The sequence below is a fragment of the Mesorhizobium sp. WSM4808 genome (assembly GCF_055811675.1).
Genome location: NZ_JBVVQX010000003.1, coordinates 452,676 through 469,200 on the forward strand (window position 1 = coordinate 452,676; position 16,525 = coordinate 469,200).

19 protein-coding genes are annotated in these 16,525 nt (G+C 64.0%); 11 read left to right on the top strand and 8 right to left on the bottom strand.

The features are described from left to right. From AC0L2U_RS07480 to AC0L2U_RS07495, 4 genes are all read left to right on the top strand, one after another. On the top strand, window positions 1-486 hold the full coding sequence (locus tag AC0L2U_RS07480) for a MaoC family dehydratase (RefSeq protein ID WP_023810115.1): 486 nt from the start codon (window positions 1-3) through the stop codon (window positions 484-486). Continuing rightward, complete coding sequence (locus AC0L2U_RS07485) at window positions 483-1,514, top strand: phosphotransferase family protein (protein ID WP_292631952.1); 1,032 nt, start codon at window positions 483-485, stop codon at window positions 1,512-1,514. Before AC0L2U_RS07480 ends, AC0L2U_RS07485 begins: the two co-directional genes overlap by 4 nt. A gap of 164 nt (window positions 1,515-1,678) precedes the next feature. After that, window positions 1,679-2,317 (top strand): TetR/AcrR family transcriptional regulator, encoded by a 639-nt coding sequence (locus AC0L2U_RS07490; protein ID WP_128290218.1) that lies wholly within the window; start codon window positions 1,679-1,681, stop codon window positions 2,315-2,317. Window positions 2,318-2,508: 191 nt separating this feature from the next. Further along, window positions 2,509-2,757: a DUF680 domain-containing protein gene (locus tag AC0L2U_RS07495; RefSeq protein ID WP_127268964.1), complete on the top strand. Its 249-nt coding sequence runs from the start codon at window positions 2,509-2,511 to the stop codon at window positions 2,755-2,757. Between the two features lie 42 nt (window positions 2,758-2,799). Here AC0L2U_RS07495 and AC0L2U_RS07500 read toward each other — a convergent pair whose 3' ends face one another. From AC0L2U_RS07500 to AC0L2U_RS07535, 8 genes are all read right to left on the bottom strand, one after another. Then, on the bottom strand, window positions 2,800-3,849 hold the full coding sequence (locus AC0L2U_RS07500) for a Gfo/Idh/MocA family protein (RefSeq protein WP_127329421.1): 1,050 nt from the start codon (window positions 3,847-3,849) through the stop codon (window positions 2,800-2,802). Window positions 3,850-3,897: 48 nt separating this feature from the next. Next, window positions 3,898-4,683 carry a ThuA domain-containing protein gene (locus AC0L2U_RS07505; protein ID WP_127329423.1) on the bottom strand — a complete coding sequence of 262 codons (786 nt, stop codon included), beginning with the start codon at window positions 4,681-4,683 and terminating at the stop codon, window positions 3,898-3,900. 78 nt (window positions 4,684-4,761) lie between these two features. After that, on the bottom strand, window positions 4,762-4,992 hold the full coding sequence (locus AC0L2U_RS07510; protein ID WP_127398121.1) for a hypothetical protein: 231 nt from the start codon (window positions 4,990-4,992) through the stop codon (window positions 4,762-4,764). Between the two features lie 59 nt (window positions 4,993-5,051). Then, window positions 5,052-5,636 (bottom strand): sarcosine oxidase subunit gamma, encoded by a 585-nt coding sequence (locus AC0L2U_RS07515; RefSeq protein ID WP_127398119.1) that lies wholly within the window; start codon window positions 5,634-5,636, stop codon window positions 5,052-5,054. Continuing rightward, window positions 5,629-8,622, bottom strand: a complete 2,994-nt coding sequence (locus AC0L2U_RS07520) for a sarcosine oxidase subunit alpha (RefSeq protein WP_128288337.1) — start codon at window positions 8,620-8,622, stop codon at window positions 5,629-5,631. The genes AC0L2U_RS07515 and AC0L2U_RS07520 overlap by 8 nt, the downstream gene beginning before the upstream one ends. Beyond that, window positions 8,619-8,915 carry a sarcosine oxidase subunit delta gene (locus AC0L2U_RS07525; protein WP_015315781.1) on the bottom strand — a complete coding sequence of 99 codons (297 nt, stop codon included), beginning with the start codon at window positions 8,913-8,915 and terminating at the stop codon, window positions 8,619-8,621. The genes AC0L2U_RS07520 and AC0L2U_RS07525 overlap by 4 nt, the downstream gene beginning before the upstream one ends. Before the next feature lie 11 nt (window positions 8,916-8,926). Further along, window positions 8,927-9,367: a hypothetical protein gene (locus AC0L2U_RS07530; protein WP_127395266.1), complete on the bottom strand. Its 441-nt coding sequence runs from the start codon at window positions 9,365-9,367 to the stop codon at window positions 8,927-8,929. Beyond that, window positions 9,367-10,620, bottom strand: coding sequence for a sarcosine oxidase subunit beta (locus AC0L2U_RS07535; RefSeq protein WP_127809352.1), 1,254 nt, complete (start codon window positions 10,618-10,620; stop codon window positions 9,367-9,369). The genes AC0L2U_RS07530 and AC0L2U_RS07535 overlap by 1 nt, the downstream gene beginning before the upstream one ends. Window positions 10,621-10,888: 268 nt before the next feature. On the opposite strand from AC0L2U_RS07535, the gene AC0L2U_RS07540 reads away from it, so the two are divergent. The 7 genes from AC0L2U_RS07540 to AC0L2U_RS07570 all read left to right on the top strand — a co-directional run bounded on the left by AC0L2U_RS07540 (window position 10,889) and on the right by AC0L2U_RS07570 (window position 16,505). Further along, window positions 10,889-11,647, top strand: coding sequence for an SDR family oxidoreductase (locus tag AC0L2U_RS07540; RefSeq protein ID WP_128288338.1), 759 nt, complete (start codon window positions 10,889-10,891; stop codon window positions 11,645-11,647). 108 nt (window positions 11,648-11,755) lie between these two features. Beyond that, on the top strand, window positions 11,756-12,142 hold the full coding sequence (locus AC0L2U_RS07545; RefSeq protein WP_127395264.1) for an SET domain-containing protein: 387 nt from the start codon (window positions 11,756-11,758) through the stop codon (window positions 12,140-12,142). A 201-nt stretch (window positions 12,143-12,343) separates the two neighbouring features. Continuing rightward, on the top strand, window positions 12,344-12,622 hold the full coding sequence (rpsU, locus tag AC0L2U_RS07550; protein WP_023810129.1) for a 30S ribosomal protein S21: 279 nt from the start codon (window positions 12,344-12,346) through the stop codon (window positions 12,620-12,622). Window positions 12,623-12,760: 138 nt separating this feature from the next. Beyond that, window positions 12,761-13,603 (top strand): tetratricopeptide repeat protein, encoded by an 843-nt coding sequence (locus tag AC0L2U_RS07555; protein ID WP_127267752.1) that lies wholly within the window; start codon window positions 12,761-12,763, stop codon window positions 13,601-13,603. Between the two features lie 202 nt (window positions 13,604-13,805). Beyond that, the gene (locus AC0L2U_RS07560; protein ID WP_127290636.1) at window positions 13,806-14,282 is read left to right on the top strand and encodes a DUF992 domain-containing protein; all 477 of its coding nucleotides are present in this window, start codon (window positions 13,806-13,808) and stop codon (window positions 14,280-14,282) included. Window positions 14,283-14,377: 95 nt separating this feature from the next. Then, the gene (locus AC0L2U_RS07565) at window positions 14,378-14,857 is read left to right on the top strand and encodes a DUF992 domain-containing protein (protein ID WP_023810132.1); all 480 of its coding nucleotides are present in this window, start codon (window positions 14,378-14,380) and stop codon (window positions 14,855-14,857) included. 211 nt (window positions 14,858-15,068) lie between these two features. Beyond that, the gene (locus tag AC0L2U_RS07570) at window positions 15,069-16,505 is read left to right on the top strand and encodes an MFS transporter (protein WP_473601680.1); all 1,437 of its coding nucleotides are present in this window, start codon (window positions 15,069-15,071) and stop codon (window positions 16,503-16,505) included. Window positions 16,506-16,525: the final 20 nt, after the last annotated feature.

The following is a 16,525-nucleotide window of genomic DNA, read 5'->3' on the forward strand; positions in this document are numbered from 1 at the left end:
ATGAGCGTGGAACCGATCAGTCTCGATGTGCTTCTGGCCAGTGTCGGCAAGGAGGTTGGCGTGTCGCCATGGCGGGCGGTCACGCAACGCATGATCGACCAGTTCGCCGACGCCACCGACGACCACCAGTTCATCCACTGCGATCCGGAGCGGGCCATGCGCGAAACGCCGTTCGGCGGCACCATCGCGCACGGCTTCCTATCGCTGTCGCTGTTGTCGGCGATGACCTTCGAGACCATGCCGCCGCTGGAAAACGGCAAGATGGGCGTCAACCACGGCTTCGATTCGCTGCGCTTCCTGGCGCCGGTGAAAACGGGCGCGCGCATCCGCACGCGTTTCGTGCTGGCCGACGTCAAGGTTCGGCCGTCGGGCTGGGTGCAGACCGCGCATGACGTGACGATCGAAATCGAAGGTTCGAAGAAGCCGGCACTGACCGCGCGCTGGTTGACGCTGACCTTGATCGAACGCCAGCCCGAGACGGCATGAGTGATCCCGTACTCGACCAGGCAGCGCTTGCGCCTTACCTCGAGGCGAACATACCGGGCTTTTCCGAGCTTGCAGCAGTCGAGAAGTTCAAATCCGGCCAATCGAACCCGACTTACCTTTTGACGGCGGCAAGCGGCCGTTACGTGCTGCGCGCCAAGCCGCCGGGGCAATTGCTGAAATCGGCGCATCAGGTCGACCGCGAATTCAGGGTGATGAGCGCGCTTGCCGGCACCGCCGTGCCCGTGCCTGCCATGCTGCACCTGTCGGCGGAAGACTCGCCCATCGGCCGCATGTTTTACGTGATGGATTTCCTGGACGGCCGCATTTTCTGGGATCCGGCGCTGCCGGAGGCTCGCGACAACGAAGAACGCGCCGGTATATACGATGCCATGAACGAAACCCTCGCGGCGCTGCACGAGATCGATGTCGGGACAGTGGGGCTCGGCGATTTCGGGCGGCCGGGAAATTATTTCGAGCGCCAGCTGGCGCGCTGGACCAGCCAGTACCGCGCCTCGGAGACTGACGCAGTCGCCGAGATGGACGGGCTGATTGCCTGGTTGGAAACGCATATGCCCGCCGATGACGGCCGGATCTCGTTGGTGCATGGCGACTACCGGCTGGACAATCTGATCTTCGCGCCGGACCGGCCGAAGGTGCTGGCGGTGCTCGACTGGGAATTGTCGACATCAGGCCACCCCTTCGCCGATATCGCCTATCAATGCATGCAATGGCGGCTGCCGCACGCTTCCGGCTTTCGCGGCCTGGGCGGCGTCGACCGTTCCGCACTCGGCCTGCCCTCCGAGGAGGACTACGTCGCCGCCTACTGCCGGCGGCGCGGGCTCACCGGTATCGGCAACTGGACGTTCTATCTCGCCTTTTCCTTCTTCCGGCTGGCCGCGATTTGCCAGGGCGTCTACAAGCGGGCGCTGGACGGAAACGCCTCCAATCCGGAAAAGGCCCGGACCTATGGCGAGGCGGTAAAGCTGCTTTCGCGCCTTGCCGCGAAGCTGATCGACAAGGAGGCGTGATGGGCCGCTTTGACGGAGCAAAGGTGCTGACCACGGGTGCCGCCAACCTCGACAAGCGTCGGCACGATCCGAAGTATACCGCTTGGGAACTTCCCGTGCCCTTGTCCGTTTCCGTACAGCGTATATAATTTAGCCAGCCACCAACCAACCAAAGGCACCAGATCTTGCCGCAGAGCGTCCAGACACGCCGCGAGAAGCAAAAGGCAGAACTGCGCTCCGAACTTGTCGAGGCCGCGCACAAGCTCGTCCAGGAAGAAGGCTATGAAGGCCTGACCATCCGCAAGCTGGCCAAACGGGTCGGCTACGCCCCGATGTCTGTCTATTCCTACTTCGCCGACAAGCAGGACATCCTGTTCGCTCTGGCCGAGGATGCGTTCGAGACGCTGGCCCGCCGCATCGAGGAGCATCCATCCGATGATCCAATCGAGGCCTTGCAGGCGGTGATGACCGAATATGCCGCTTTCGGACTCGGCAATCCCAACGAATACCGCACCGTGTTCATGACCGAAAAGACCAAGCTGCCGGAAGGCTACAATGAAATGGAGGAGAGCAACCCTGCTATGAAGGTGCTGATCAGCAGGGTCGAGGCCTGCGTCGCCGCCGGCAAATTGCAGGGCGATCCGCGCGCCATCGCCACCATGCTGTGGGCGGTCGGACACGGCACGATCTCGCTGCTCATCACCTTTCCGTTTTACCCCTTCGGCGATCCGCAGGTCTTCGTGAAGCGGATGTGCGATTTCACGCTCGCCACGCTCAGCACGCAAAACGTCCCGCCGCTGACCGAGACACCGGTCAACTGCTGAACGCCGTTTCCTGGTTTTGTGTATTCCCCTCCAGACCTGGGGGGTCTTGGTTAACAAAAATTTATTGTACGCGTACGGTTTTCCTTGAACTTCGCGATCGACGGGCGTATATGTACAGCGTATCGTACATGTACGAGAGAAATTCACCCGTCGGTACGAATTGAATTCGACCTGGAAACCGGAGACTGACAATGAAAAAGACACTCCTCACCCTCGCCGCCGTGCTGGCACTTTCGGGCTCGGCCTTCGCCGCCAACACCACCCATCCCGTCAAGCATGCGCCGGTGGCGGCCTGCGTTGACACCAGGACCAACGTGAAGCTCGATTGCGCTTCGACCGGTTCGGTCGAGAAGAAGGGTGCCACGCAAAATACCGCTGAAGGCAAGGGCCCGCGGCTCGGCATCAGCATCAATCCGTGGATTGTACCAAGCGCATTTTGACATCAGCAAAGATCGCGTCTGGCCGGCACAAGCCGGCCAGCTTCAGCCGACCGAAACCGGCAGCTTCGCCGCTGAACTCTCGAAGGCCGCGTCGATCAGCTTTTGCATGTCCGCGGCACGCCGGAACGACGGATCGCCATTCCGGCCTGTATCCAGCGCATCGGCAAAGCGTCGCGCATTGCGCTTGACACTGGGCAGCGCCAAGATCTGCCAGCGCTGAAGATCGACATCGCCGCCGAGACAGGCCGACAGGTTCGATGCCTTGCCGTCGGTTTCGACCCTGATGGCGCCCTTGGTGCCGTGCAGGGCCAGCGACAGATCGTTGGCGTGGCCGGTCATGTAGCGGCTCGCCACGATCGTAGCGAGCGCACCGGAACTGAGCCGCGCCGTCATTGCCACGCTGTCATTGGCGTCCAGCACATAGTCGCCGATGCGCTCGCCCTCGGCCTTCGGAAACGTCACCAGATCGGCATGCAGGCTGACGATATCCTGACCGGCGCCATAGGTGGCGAAGTCCAGGATATGGATGCCGACATCGCCCAGCACACCGGTCGAACCGTGCCGGCTCGACAAGCGCCAGAGCCATTTGTCCTCGACCCGCCAGTCGCCCCACGACTGGCTGACCAGCCAGCTTTGCCGGTAACTTGCCTCGACATGGCGCAACACGCCGATCTCGCCGGCCAGCACCATGCGCCGCGCTTCATGGATCGCCGGTGAGTTGCGATAGGTCAGGTTGACCATGTTGACCACCCCTGCAGCCTCGGCCGCTTCGGTCATATCAAGCGCGTCGGCGTGGTTCGGCGCCAGCGGCTTTTCGCAAAACACATGCTTTCCCTGGGCAAGCAGCGCCAGCGTCGTTGCCATATGCGCACCATCCGGCGTCGCGTTGATGGCGGCATCGAACTGACCCCAGGCGATCGCCGCCTCCAGGCTCTCGAAAGATTCGCCGATCTTGCTGACGGCGGCAAACGCCGCCGCGCGGCCAGGCACCTGGTCGACGCAAGCGACGATGCTGCAGCCCGGGATCCCGGCAAACTCCTCGACATGATGCCCGGCGATACCGCCGGTGCCGAGCAGAAGAATTCGATGCATCAGTTCAGGCCCCCAGCCACCTCACACCCCAATCAACTCAGGCCCGAATCAACTCAGGCCCTTGTCGCCGTCGGCATGCAGGCGCAGCCCCTTCTGCACGATCTTCTCCTTGGCCGCATCCGTCGGCACGTTCGGCGCATTGGTGATGCCGGACCATGCCGGCGCCGGGTTGTGCGCCCAGTGCACGGCGTTGCGCAGCACCTGCTGCACGCCCTCATTGTGATAGATCGGATAGGTCTCGTGACCGGGCGAGAAGTAGAAGATCCGTCCCGCGCCGCGCTGGTAGGTCAGCCCGGACCGGAACACCTCGCCACCCTCGTACCAGGAGACGAACACCGTCTCCAGCGGCTCCGGCACGGCGAAGGGCTCGCCATACATTTCGGTCTCGCCGATCTCCAGGCACTCGCCGATGCCTTGCGCGATCGGGTGGCCGCGGTTGATCGCCCAGACGCGCTCGCGCTCGCCCGCCTCGCGCCATTTCAGCGAACAGGGCGTGCCCATCAGCCGCTTGAATATCTTCGAGTAGTGGCCGGAATGGAGCACGATCAGGCCCATCCCTTCCCACACCCGCTTCTGCACCCGCTCGACGATCTCGTCCTTGACCTCGCCATGCGCCGCGTGGCCCCACCACAAAAGCACGTCGGTGGCCGCCAGGCGCTTTTCGCTCAGGCCGTGCTCGGGCTCCTGCAAGGTGGCGGTGGTCGCCTCGATGCCCTTGTCCTGGTTGAGGGCGGCGGCAATGGTGCCATGCATGCCCAAGGGATAGAGGTCGCGCACGGCTTCATTGGTCTGCTCGTGGACATTCTCGCCCCAAACGATCGCTTTTGTCGGCATTTTCATCTCCCAAAGCGCTTTAAATAGCATGTCAAAAGGGATTGAGAAGGTCCCGATGCCGCCTGGCCCGATGGAATACTACGTCTTGCGCTTCTTGCGCCCCGGCACGGTCTTGGCCTTGCCCGGTTTCGCCGGTGCGCCGGGGATGGCGGTTCCGGTAATGGATATCGGATCGCTGGCCGGGAACGTGTCTTCGAGGCCTTCCTCGAGTTCCTCTTCGGCGCTCGGGGCTTCATGTCGCTCATGTTCGAGCGAGCGGACGGCCGATGTCTTTATGACCGGCGACTTCGGTGCGGAATTCGACGGCATCGGCATTCTCCCTCGGCGTGCGGATGCAGAACGAGCGTGCCCTGCAAAACGTTCCGAGTTCAGACCGCCGCGTCGCGCGATCCCTCGGACAGGAAAGTAAAGACATAGTCCGAGAAGGAACGCCAGCATTCGACCCGGAAGGCATCGGCGGCTGTGCGCAGCAGCACGATCTCGGTCTTGCCCAGGATGGTGCGCGACGCTGCGCCCACCGGGAAGGCGTCGAGCGACAGGTCCTGCGGGCAGCCAGCATTGATCGTCGCCGCTGCCCCAGTGCCCGTCACCGATATCGCGATGTTGCGATGCGAGACGCCGACCGCCGAATGCAGCGCGGATACTTTGGCGCAATCGGCGAGCGGATCGTTGCCGGCCTCATCGATCACAAGCCATTCGTCGGGACCGAGCCACAAGACGGTGCGCCCGCCCTTCGCGGCAGAGGTTTTCGGCTTGTTCGGCAAGGTCACGCCGAGCGCCTTCGAAAGCGCTGCGGCCGAGGCTTCCGGCGCACGCAATGACATGCGCTCGGCCGGCGGCAATACCTCGACCTTGGCGCCGGCGGCAGTGGTGCTGCGCCCAGCCAGCGCCGGACGGCGTTCGACCGAAGGCGATGCGGCCGGAGCCGTCTTCCTTGCAGCGGCCTTAGCCATTGAGGCGCCCTCCCGTCTCGTCGAAGAACACCATGCCGGTAACCTCCACTTCGATCACCCCATTCGGCATCGGCACATAGAGGGTCTCGCCCATCCGGTCGCGGCCGCCGGCGACCAGCGCCAATGCGATCGAGCGGCCGCAATTTTCCGACCAATAGCTCGAGCTGACATGGCCGATCATCTTCATCGGGATCGCCTGCTTGGGATCCTCGACGATCTGCGCGCCTTCTTCCAGAACCACTTTGGGGTCCCTGGTCTTGAGGCCGACCAGCTGCTTGCGGCCCTTGGCGACCAGATCCGGCCGCGTCAGGCCGCGGATGCCGACGAAATCGCTCTTCTTCTTGCCGACCGCCCAGTCGAGCCCGGCGTCGTTCGGCGTTACCGTGCCATCCGTGTCCTGGCCGACGATGATGTAGCCTTTTTCGGCGCGCAGCACGTGCATCGCCTCGGTGCCGTAGGCGGCCGCACCATGCTTCTGGCCCTCGGCCCACAGGGCTTCCCAGACCGCCTGGCCATAGTCGGCCGGCACATTGACCTCGAAGCCGCGCTCGCCGGTGAACGACATGCGAAACAACCGCGTCGGCACGCCGCAGATCTTGCCTTCACGCACCGACATATGCGGCAGCGCCTCGTCGGACATGTCGATGCCTTCGACCAGTGGCGCGATGATGTCGCGCGACTTGGGCCCCTGCACGGCGATAACAGCCCACTGCTCGGTGATCGAGGTCAGCCAGACATTGAGATGCGGGAACTCGGTCTGGAGATAATCCTCCATGTGGTTCATGACGCGCGGCGCGCCGCCGGTCGTCGTCGTCACGTGGAAACGGTCGGGGGCCAGCCTGCCGACGACGCCGTCGTCATAGATGAAGCCGTCCTCGCGCAGCATGATGCCGTAGCGGCAGCGGCCGGGTTCCAGCTTCTCCCATGGGTTGGTGTAGAGCAGTTCCATGAACTTGGCCGCATCCGGCCCAACCACCTCGATCTTGCCCAGCGTAGAGGCATCGAACAGGCCCGCCGTCTTGCGCACCGCGACGCATTCGCGGTCGACCGCGGCATGCATGTCCTCGCCCGCCTTGGGGAAATACCAGGCGCGCTTCCACTGGCCGACATCCTCGAACACGGCACCTTGCGCCTCGGCCCAGGGATGGATCGCGGTTCTGCGCGTCGGGTCGAACAGCGGACCGCGCGCATGGCTGACGATCGCGCCGAAGGTGACCGGCGTATAGGGCGCACGGAACGTGGTCAGGCCGACCTCCGGGATCGGCTTTCCCAGCGTCTCGGCGGCAATCGCCAGGCCGTGCATGTTGGAGGTCTTGCCCTGGTCGGTCGCCATGCCGTTGGTGGTGAAGCGCTTGACGTGCTCGATCGAGCGCATGCCTTCGTGCACCGCCTGGCGGATATCCTTGGCGGTGACGTCGTTCTGGAAATCGACGAACGCCTTCACAGTCGTGTCCGGCCCGGCGCCGGGCGCCGCGCCCAACATACCGCGCGACCAGCTCTCCGACGCATCGACCTTCGGCTTACTGCTCTTGGCGGCTTTGGCGCCGGCATCTTTCGCCGCCTTGGCGCCCGCCGCATAGGCCTCGTCCACCGTCGCCGACAGCCCGTCGGTGCCGTTGCAGGCGCCCACCGAGACGCAGTCCTGCGCATAGGTGCCCGGCACGAAGCGCTTGGTCTCGTCGTTGAAGGCGACCTTTCCGCGCGACTGCGAGAACAGATGCACCGACGGCGTCCAGCCGGCCGACATCAGGATCGCATCGACCGCGATGGTGCGTTCGCCGCCGCCATTCTTCGGCTGCACGGTCATCGACGACACCCTGAGCTTACCGCCAGCGCGGATCACCGCGCGGCCGAAATTGATCTCGATGCCGAGCGCCCTCGCCTCGTCGATCACCGGTCCGGTCGGATTTTCGCGCAGATCGACGATCGCCGCCACGTTGACGCCGGCCTTCTTCAGGTCGATCGCCGCCGCGTAAGCAGAATCATTGGCGGTGTAGACGCCGACATTCCTGCCGACCGCGACGCCATAGTGGTTGAGATAGGTGCGCGCGGCACCCGCCAGCATGATGCCCGGCCGGTCATTGTCGGCAAACACCATGTGGCGCTCGATCGCGCCCGAGGCCAGCACCACGCGCTTGGCCCGGACCTGCCACAGCCGCTCGCGCGCCAGATCGTGGCCGGGGGTCCTCAGATGCTCGCTGACACGCTCGACCAGCCCCACAAAATTCTGCGCATAGTAGCCGAACGCCGTCGTTCGCGACAGCACGCGGACATTGTCCATTGCGGCGAGCTTCGCCACGGCAGCTTGCGCCCAGGCAAAACCGTCCTGGCCGTCGATTTTCGCGCCGCTCTCGAAACGCAGGCTGCCGCCGAACTCGGCCTGCTCGTCGGCGAGGATGACGCGCACGCCGGTCTCAGCCGCCGCAAGCGCTGCCGCGATGCCTGCCGCACCGCCGCCCAGCACCAGCACGTCGCAATGCGCATAGCGCGATGAATAATGGTCGGGATCCGGCTGGTCCGGGGAAACGCCAAGACCGGCTGCGGCGCGGATCTTTGGCTCGTAGAGCCTCTTCCACGCCGCTTTCGGCCACATGAAGGTCTTGTAGTAGAAGCCGGCCGAAAGCAGCGGCGAGGCGATATCGCTGACCGCACCGAGGTCGAAGGACAGTGACGGCCAGCGGTTCTGCGACTGCCCATCAAGCCCGTCATAGAGCTCCTGCACGGTCGCCCGCACGTTCGGCGTCTTGCGTGCCGCGTCGCGCTTGATTTCGACCAGGGCGTTCGGCTCCTCGGCGCCCGCCGACAGGATGCCGCGCGGACGGTGGTACTTGAACGAACGGCCGACGAGATGGACGCCATTGGCGAGCAGCGCCGAGGCCAGCGTGTCGCCCTCGATGCCGGCATAGGACCGGCCATCGAAGCTGAACCGCGCGGTCTTGGCTTGGCTGAAGCGGCCAGCGCCGGGAATGCGGAACGCGCCGCTCATTTGGCAACTCCCGGGAGCTTCGACGGCTTCGGCTCGCCGGCCTTGTAGGTCATGACGAATTTGTCGGTGACGGTGTCGCGTACGGCATTGAAGAAGCGCGCACAGCCATGCATGTGCCGCCAGCGCTCATAAATGATGCCCTTGGGGTTGGAGCGGATGAAGAAGAATTTTTCGAAATCGTCGTCGCTCTCGCCTGATATGTTGGCCGAGCGCGCGATATGCGCCTCGCCGGCGTTGCGGAACTCGAGTTCCGGACGCTCTTCCTCGCAATAGGGGCAGCGGATGAGAAGCATTTGGTTCGTTCCTACAATTCGCCGTGGCCGACGCGGGCGCCCGCCGGTTGATCGCAAAGCTTCTGTCCCAGGGTCGCGAACGGTGCGACGAGCCGGATGCGCTCTTCCACGCTTGCAGCGGGACGAAAAAGATCGCGGGACGCCATGTTGCCGAGGGTGAGCTGGATCGGATCGGTTGTGACGATGACTTGACGCGGCTGGAATGTCTCGTCTTCTTCGAGCCCTTCGGGTCGTCCCTCGAAGAACATCACCACCCTCTGGCCGCCGCTCCAGACGCAGGCCAACGTGCCGTCATCGACCGAAAACGGCCAGCCGGCTTCGTTGCCGGCACGGCTGATCGGCTGCGTGCGCACTTCATCCGGCGAGGGAAAATGGAACATGCCCCGTTCTCCCGCCAGCACTTGCTCCCCCGCCAGCATCAGCGGCATCGCGACAGCCATCTCAGCCATCATCAGTGCGCCACCGCCGCCGCCGCCGCCTCGTCGATGAGCCGGCCGGTGCGGAAACGCTCGATGGTGAAGGGCGAGTTGATCGGATGCGGATCGTCTTTCGCGATGGTGTGGGCAAAGACATGGCCCGAACCCGGCGTTGCCTTGAAGCCGCCCGTGCCCCAACCGCAATTGACATAGAGGCCCGGCACCGGCGTCTTGGCCAGGATCGGCGAGCGGTCGGGCGTGACGTCGACAATGCCGCCCCACGAGCGCAGCATCTTCATGCGCGTGAAGATCGGGAACATCTCGCAGATGGCGTCGAGCGTATGTTGCAATATGTGCAAGCCGCCGGTCTGCGAATAGGAGACATACTGGTCGGTGCCGGCGCCGATCACCAGCTCGCCCTTGTCGGACTGCGAGATATAGGCGTGCACCGTGTTCGACATCACCACGCAGGGCACCACCGGCTTGACCGGTTCCGACACCAGCGCCTGCAGCGGGTAACTTTCCAGCGGCATGCGCACGCCTGCCATGTTCATGATGACGGAGGAATGGCCGGCGGCAACGACGCCGACCTTCTTGGCGCCGATGAAGCCGCGCGTCGTGTCCACGCCCATGACCGCGCCATTTGGCGCCCGCTTGACCCCGGTGACCTCGCAATTCTGGATGATGTGGACGCCGCGCGCCGAGGCGCCGCGCGCATAGCCCCAGGCAACGGCATCATGACGGGCCGTGCCGCCGCGCCGCTGCAGCGACGCACCGACCACCGGATAGCGCGCATCCTTGGAGGTGTTGAGCGGTGGGCAGAATTCCTTCGCCTGCTCCGGCGTCAGCCATTCATTGTCGATGCCGTTCAGCCGGTTGGCGTGCACGTGGCGCTTCAGCACCTGGACGTCGTGCACATTGTGGGCGAGCATCATGACGCCGCGCGCCGAATACATGACGTTGTAGTTGAGTTCCTGGCTCAAACCATCCCACAGCTTCAGCGCATGGTCGTAGATGCCGGCGCTCTCGTCATAGAGATAGTTGGAACGGATGATGGTGGTGTTGCGGCCGGTGTTGCCGCCGCCGAGCCAGCCCTTTTCCAGCACCGCGACATTGGTGATGCCGTGCACGGTGGCGAGGTAATAGGCGGTGGCCAGGCCATGGCCGCCGGCGCCGACGATGATGACGTCGTATTCTTTCCTGGGCTCAGGCGAGGACCACTGTTCCTCCCAGCCCTTGTGACCGCGCATGGCTTCACGGGCGATGGCGAATACCGAATATTTCTTCAACGTCCCAACCTCGCCCCAAAAAGGCTTCGCGAATGGCGGCCGGCGTTCATTCGGTCCCGGCGCGCGAGGTGTATCACTAGCGAAACAGCGCTTCCACCCTTGCGCTGTTTGCGACGGCGCTTGCCGTTTTGCGCCGTGGCGGAAAAGACGCATCCGGCGCGTCGGCGCTTTCCAGCATCTTGGCACGTATCGGGTGGCTCGCCTTGCCTCGATCTGCGACCAAGCATCCCAACTGCCGGTCAGGCCGGCGCGAAGAAAGGATGCAAAAATGTTCGCACTCGCCAACAAGATCGCCATCGTCACCGGCGCCAGCTCCGGCATCGGCCGGGCCTCGGCAAAACTCTTTGCCGAGGAAGGCGCCAAGGTCATCGTCGCCGCCCGCCGTCAGGCCGAGCTCGATACGCTCGTCGCCGAAATCGCGGACGCCGACGGCATCGCCATCGCGCTTGCCGGCGATGTTCGCGACGAAGCCTACGCAAAAGCCCTGGTCGATCTGGCGGTCGAAAAGTTCGGTGGGCTCGACATCGCCTTCAACAATGCCGGCGCCGTCGGCCGGATGGGGCCGATTTCGGACCTGCCGCTGGAAGGCTGGCGCGAGACGCTCGACACCAATCTCACCAGCGCGTTTCTCGGCGCCAAATACCAGGTGCCGGCAATGATCGAGCGTGGCGGTGGTTCGCTGATCTTCACCTCCACCTTCGTCGGCCACACCGTGGGCATGCCAGGCATGACCAGCTATGCCGCGAGCAAGGCCGGCCTGATCGGACTGACACAGGTGCTTGCCGCCGAATACGGCCCGAAAGGTGTGCGGGTCAACGCGCTGCTGCCCGGCGGCACGGACACGCCGGCGGCAACCTTCAAGACTCCGGAATCGCGGACCTTCGTCGAAGGCCTGCATGCTTTGAAGCGTATCGCTATGCCGGAGGAGATCGCCCGCTCGGCGCTCTATCTCGCCTCCGACGCCTCGAGCTTCACCACCGGAGCGGCTCTGTTTGCCGATGGCGGCGTGTCGATCAATCGGACGTGAAGATTCCAGCGGCGGGATGCATGTTCATAGCCGCCAGGCAAACAGCCGCTCTTGATTTTTCGCCGCGATTTGGCGATTCCGTTCCTGTCTAAAAGCGGGTCTGGAACCATGATGCTGATCAGAACCTATGTGACTGCGAGCGCGATCGAAGGCGTCGGCGTGTTCGCCGCGGAGCCGATCGGGAAAGGCGCTTCGATCTGGCGGCTCGATCCGGATTTCGACCGGCTGATCCCCATGGACAAATACGAGACGGCACCCCCGCATCTCAGGGAACTGCTCGACCGCTATGCCTATCCGAGCCCGGACCGGCCGGGTTTCATGGTTTATGAAGTCGACAATGGCCGCTTCATGAACCATTCCAGCAATCCGAATACGGATTTTTCGCAATATGGCGGAGCCACCGCGACCCGCGACATCGCCGTGGGCGAGGAGATCACCTGCGACTACGGCGAGTTCTTCGAGGATTTCGAGCTGCTGCACCTCGCGACGGCCTAGTCGGCTCCTTATATCATGGGCAAGTGGCACACTTGTCCCAGGGCAAACAGACGGCGGCTGGCCCCGCAAATTCATTTCCACTGTGGACAGCGCGGCATGATTCTGCTATCAGCCGCCCCAATTCGTGGTGTAAACCGCCGCGGAGGCTAGTGGCTATGGCCGCTTGCCTGTTGATATCAAACCCGAAAGACAGGATTGCCCGTGCAGGTACTCGTCCGCGACAATAACGTTGATCAGGCGCTTCGCGCTCTCAAGAAGAAGATGCAGCGCGAAGGCATTTTCCGCGAAATGAAGATGCGCGGTCACTACGAGAAGCCGTCCGAGAAGCGCGCCCGTGAAAAGGCTGAAGCCGTCCGCCGCGCCCGCAAGCTGGCCCGCAAGCGCGCCCAGCGCGAAGGCCTGCTGCCGATGACGCCGCGCCCGGTCGCTGCTGGCGCCGCCGGCGGTGCAGGTGGCGCTCCGCGTCCGCCGCGGTTCTAACGCCAATTTTTCGTCCTTTTCGAAGGATATCAGAGGTGGCGCGATGTAGAATCGCCGCCACCTTTTTGTTTTGATGTGACCGGTCCGGAGGGGGAGCCGGACCTGAACGACGCGGCTTGAAGTGAGGACAGGGCAGACATGAACGCAACAAGCGTGGAGCGCGGGACCGCATTGCGTGGTTTCGCCCTGACAGCGGCCCTGCTCTCCGGACTGGCGCTTGCCGGCTGCCAAACGGCGGGCCCGACCGGTGAATTCAACAACATCGACAAGGCGCAAGGGTCGAGCGAGAACATTTCCTCGCTGTCGGCGGTCATCCAGCGCAATCCCCAGGATCCCGAAGGCTACAATGTGCGCGGCTCGGCCTATGGCCGTGGCGGTCAGTACCAGGCGGCGCTCAAGGATTTCAATCAAGCCATCCAGCTCAACCCGAATTTCTTCCAGGCCTATTCGAACCGCGCGCTCATCCAGCGCTTCCTCGGCAATCAGGAAGCCGCGCTCGCGGACTACAACCGTTCGATCCAGATCAACGGCAACTACGACGCCGCCTATATCGGCCGCGGCAATCTCTACCGCAAGGCGGGTCGCACCCAGGACGCCTTCAACGACTTCCAGAAGGCAATCCAGCTCGATACGACCGACGCGCGCGCCTACCACAATCGAGGCCTGATCTATCAGAGCCAGGGCCAGCACAAATTCGCCATCGAGGACTTCTCGACCGCCATCTCGCTGGCGCCGGACGCCGCCGAGCCCTACAACGGCCGCGGCCTCTCCTATCTGGCGACCAACGACGAGGACAACGCCTTTTCCGATTTCAACATGGCGATCAAGCTCGACGGCAGGAATGCCGAGGCCTGGTCCAACCAGGCGCTGATCTATGAGCGGCGCGGCGACAAGGCGAAGGCCGCGAAATCCTATAAGGAAGCCGTTCGCCTCGACCCTACCTACCAGCCGGCCAAGGATGGCCTCGCCCGCGTCAGCTGATCTCGGTTTCGGCTTCCCATACAAATCCGCGTGACATCCAAGTGCCGCGGGATCCTTTGCGTGTCCTAAAGGACGCACTTCGCAACCGGTCATTAACCCCGGCAGGAGGCTTTCGGCCCCTGCCTTGATCGCGCCAAGTTTTCAGCGGAACGGTCTACCCACCCAAGCCGTTGTTGAAAGTATTTTGCGAAAGGACCCTCCCGTGATCAAGAAACTCGCCTGCGCCGCTGCCCTCGCCACGACGATGTTCGCGGTGGCTCCGGCCAGCGCCGGCAAGCTGCAACTCGGCACGCTCGATTGCACCATCGACGGCGGCACCGCTTATATCGTCGCTTCCAACAAGGGCGTGTCCTGTGTCTTCCGGCCTCATCATCACGGGCCGTCCGAGATTTACACAGGCGTCATCTCCAAGATCGGCCTCGATGTCGGCCAGACGCATCAGGGCCAGCTCGTCTGGGCCGTGCTGGCCGCGACCCGGGATCGTGACGGAGGCGATCTCGCCGGCAGCTACTACGGTGTCAACGCCGAGGCGAGCGTGGTGACCGGCGGCGGCGCCAATCTGCTGGTTGGCGGCCTGGACAGCGCCGTCATGCTGGAGCCGCTCAGCGTCCAGGCGCAGACCGGCGTCAACCTTGCCGTGGCCGTGACCTCGCTCCAGCTGATCCACTCATTCAAGTGATTGCATGGAGCCGTGCGCTCCATGACCCCTCACCCCGCGGCGCGGAACCAGATAGGATGGTTTCGCGCCGTTTGATTTGGGGGGGGGGAACCATCATGCTGAAGACAGCCATAGCTGCCGCCATGTTCACCACGCTATCCGGAGCGGTGCAGGCGCAGGACCGAGGCATGGAAGTCGGTACGCTTGACTGCGCCATAGGCGGCGGCACCGGCTTCATCTTCGGCTCGAGCAAGGATCTGAGCTGCACCTTCAACCCCGCCGACAAAAGCTTCGCGCCGGAAGCCTATTTCGGCGCCGTCAACAAATACGGCCTCGACATCGGCACGACGAAGCAGACGGTCATGCAGTGGATCGTGCTGACGCCGCTGAAGAACATCTATGCGCCGGGTGCGCTGGCCGGCGACTATATCGGCGCCAGCGCGGAGGTGACGGCCGCCGTCGGCGCCGGCGCCAATCTGCTGGTCGGCGGCTCCTCTCAGGCCTTCACCTTGCAGCCGCTCAGCTTGCAGACGCAGACCGGCATGAACCTCGCGATCGGCGTCAGCCAATTCCAGCTGCGCAGCACCGAGAATTGATCGCGCAACGAAGCCCGCCAACGGAAGGGGCATCCGCGCGAACGACCCTCAAAAAACCGCTTGAGCTCAACCCCGGTTGAGGTTTTACAAGCCTGCCCCGAGCGCAACAACGCCTCGATCCAGCGCTGTCGATTCGCATGGTCCTGCCGGAAACCCGTACTGGCTTCTGGCGTCCTGCGCTGGCGTCGAGATATGCAAGACGGGGGTGGAAATGACCGGGATCAGCACAAACAGGGTCGACTGGCGCGTATTGTGGGCAAGCGGCGACCTGGCGCGCTTCTGCTTCATCAGCCTCGGCATCCTGCTGCACGCCACCAACGAAACGATGGCGGCAACGGTGATGCCGACCATGGTCGGCGAACTGGCGGGCGTACAGCTCGTCGGCTGGTCGCTGGCGATCTACGAACTCGGCGCCATCGTTGCCGGCGCGGCCGCCGGACGACTGGTGAGTTATGTCCCCTTGCGCACCAACATGGTGGTCGCCGCGCTGCTCTACGCAACAGGCGCGCTGATATGCGCCACCTCGCCTTCCATGCAACTGTTCCTCGCCGGCCGCCTGATCGAAGGACTTGGCGGCGGTGCGCTGGTGTCGCTGGCCTTCGTCTCGGTCGAACGACTGTTCTCGCGCGCCATCTGGCCGCAGCTTTTCGGCATCATGTCGGCGATCTGGGGCGTCGCCGCCTTCAGCGGACCATTGCTCGGCGCGATCATGACCGAGCTGTTGTCATGGCGCTGGGCCTTCGGCATCTTCACACTCGGCGGCGCCGCCATGGCGCTGGCAAGCTTCCTCGTGCTCGACACGCCGCAGGCGACGAAACCCAAGACGAGCACGGGTAAGGCGCCGCCCTTCCCGTTCGCGGCCCTTGGCTGCCTTGCCGTCGCCGTGGTGTTGATCGCCTCGGCCGGCGTCGACATCGCCTTGCTGCGCTCTTCGCTGCTGATGGCCTTCGGCCTCATCGGCCTGGTGCTGTTCTTCACCATCGACGCGCTGAAGCCGCGTTCGCGGCTGTTCCCGGCGCGGCTGTTCTCATGGCGCACGCCGGTCGGCGCCGGCATGACCATGGTTGCCGCCTTTTCGGTGGCGACCTGTTCCTTCGGCGTCTACGGACCGCTGTTGCTGACCAGCCTTCACGACATTCCGCTGCTGACCACCGGCTACATCATCGCCGCCGAATCGATAGCCTGGTCGATCCTCTCGATCCTGGTCGCCAACGCGCCGCCGCAGCGCGAGCGGCTGATCATCGTCGGCGGCGCAGTGATGATCGCGGCCGGCATCGCCGGCTTTGCGTATGCGATACCCCTGGGCTCCATCCCGCTGATCCTGATATGTGCCCTGTTGCAGGGCGGCGGCTTCGGCATCGCCTGGCCGTTCCTGACGCGCGTCATCGTCGCCTCCGCCCCGGAGGGCGAGCAGACCATCGCCTCGGCGGCGGTGCCGACCATGCAGCGCATCGGCTATGCCGTGGGCGCCGCACTCGCCGGCATCGTCGCCAACGCCAGCGGCTTTTCGCAAGGCCTGAACCACGACGCGGCGGCGAATGTCGCGTCGTGGTTGTTTCTTGCCTTCGTGCCGCTCGGCATTGTCGGCTGCCTCGCGGCTTTGCGGGTTTCCAGACCGCTTGGCCAGCCGCTGGAAGCTATCGGCTAAACTTCAAGATCTTAGCCGCT

What these genes read in the sequence shown, in the direction of transcription:
- AC0L2U_RS07480 (WP_023810115.1), top strand. Translation starts at nt 1, where the DNA reads ATGAGCGTGGAACCGATCAGTCTCGATGTGCTTCTGGCCAGTGTCGGC.
- AC0L2U_RS07485 (WP_292631952.1), top strand. Translation starts at nt 483, where the DNA reads ATGAGTGATCCCGTACTCGACCAGGCAGCGCTTGCGCCTTACCTCGAG.
- AC0L2U_RS07495 (WP_127268964.1), top strand. Translation starts at nt 2,509, where the DNA reads ATGAAAAAGACACTCCTCACCCTCGCCGCCGTGCTGGCACTTTCGGGC.
- AC0L2U_RS07500 (WP_127329421.1), bottom strand. Translation starts at nt 3,849, where the DNA reads ATGCATCGAATTCTTCTGCTCGGCACCGGCGGTATCGCCGGGCATCAT.
- AC0L2U_RS07505 (WP_127329423.1), bottom strand. Translation starts at nt 4,683, where the DNA reads ATGCCGACAAAAGCGATCGTTTGGGGCGAGAATGTCCACGAGCAGACC.
- AC0L2U_RS07510 (WP_127398121.1), bottom strand. Translation starts at nt 4,992, where the DNA reads ATGCCGTCGAATTCCGCACCGAAGTCGCCGGTCATAAAGACATCGGCC.
- AC0L2U_RS07515 (WP_127398119.1), bottom strand. Translation starts at nt 5,636, where the DNA reads ATGGCTAAGGCCGCTGCAAGGAAGACGGCTCCGGCCGCATCGCCTTCG.
- AC0L2U_RS07520 (WP_128288337.1), bottom strand. Translation starts at nt 8,622, where the DNA reads ATGAGCGGCGCGTTCCGCATTCCCGGCGCTGGCCGCTTCAGCCAAGCC.
- AC0L2U_RS07525 (WP_015315781.1), bottom strand. Translation starts at nt 8,915, where the DNA reads ATGCTTCTCATCCGCTGCCCCTATTGCGAGGAAGAGCGTCCGGAACTC.
- AC0L2U_RS07530 (WP_127395266.1), bottom strand. Translation starts at nt 9,367, where the DNA reads ATGATGGCTGAGATGGCTGTCGCGATGCCGCTGATGCTGGCGGGGGAG.
- AC0L2U_RS07540 (WP_128288338.1), top strand. Translation starts at nt 10,889, where the DNA reads ATGTTCGCACTCGCCAACAAGATCGCCATCGTCACCGGCGCCAGCTCC.
- AC0L2U_RS07545 (WP_127395264.1), top strand. Translation starts at nt 11,756, where the DNA reads ATGATGCTGATCAGAACCTATGTGACTGCGAGCGCGATCGAAGGCGTC.
- AC0L2U_RS07555 (WP_127267752.1), top strand. Translation starts at nt 12,761, where the DNA reads ATGAACGCAACAAGCGTGGAGCGCGGGACCGCATTGCGTGGTTTCGCC.
- AC0L2U_RS07565 (WP_023810132.1), top strand. Translation starts at nt 14,378, where the DNA reads ATGCTGAAGACAGCCATAGCTGCCGCCATGTTCACCACGCTATCCGGA.
- AC0L2U_RS07570 (WP_473601680.1), top strand. Translation starts at nt 15,069, where the DNA reads ATGACCGGGATCAGCACAAACAGGGTCGACTGGCGCGTATTGTGGGCA.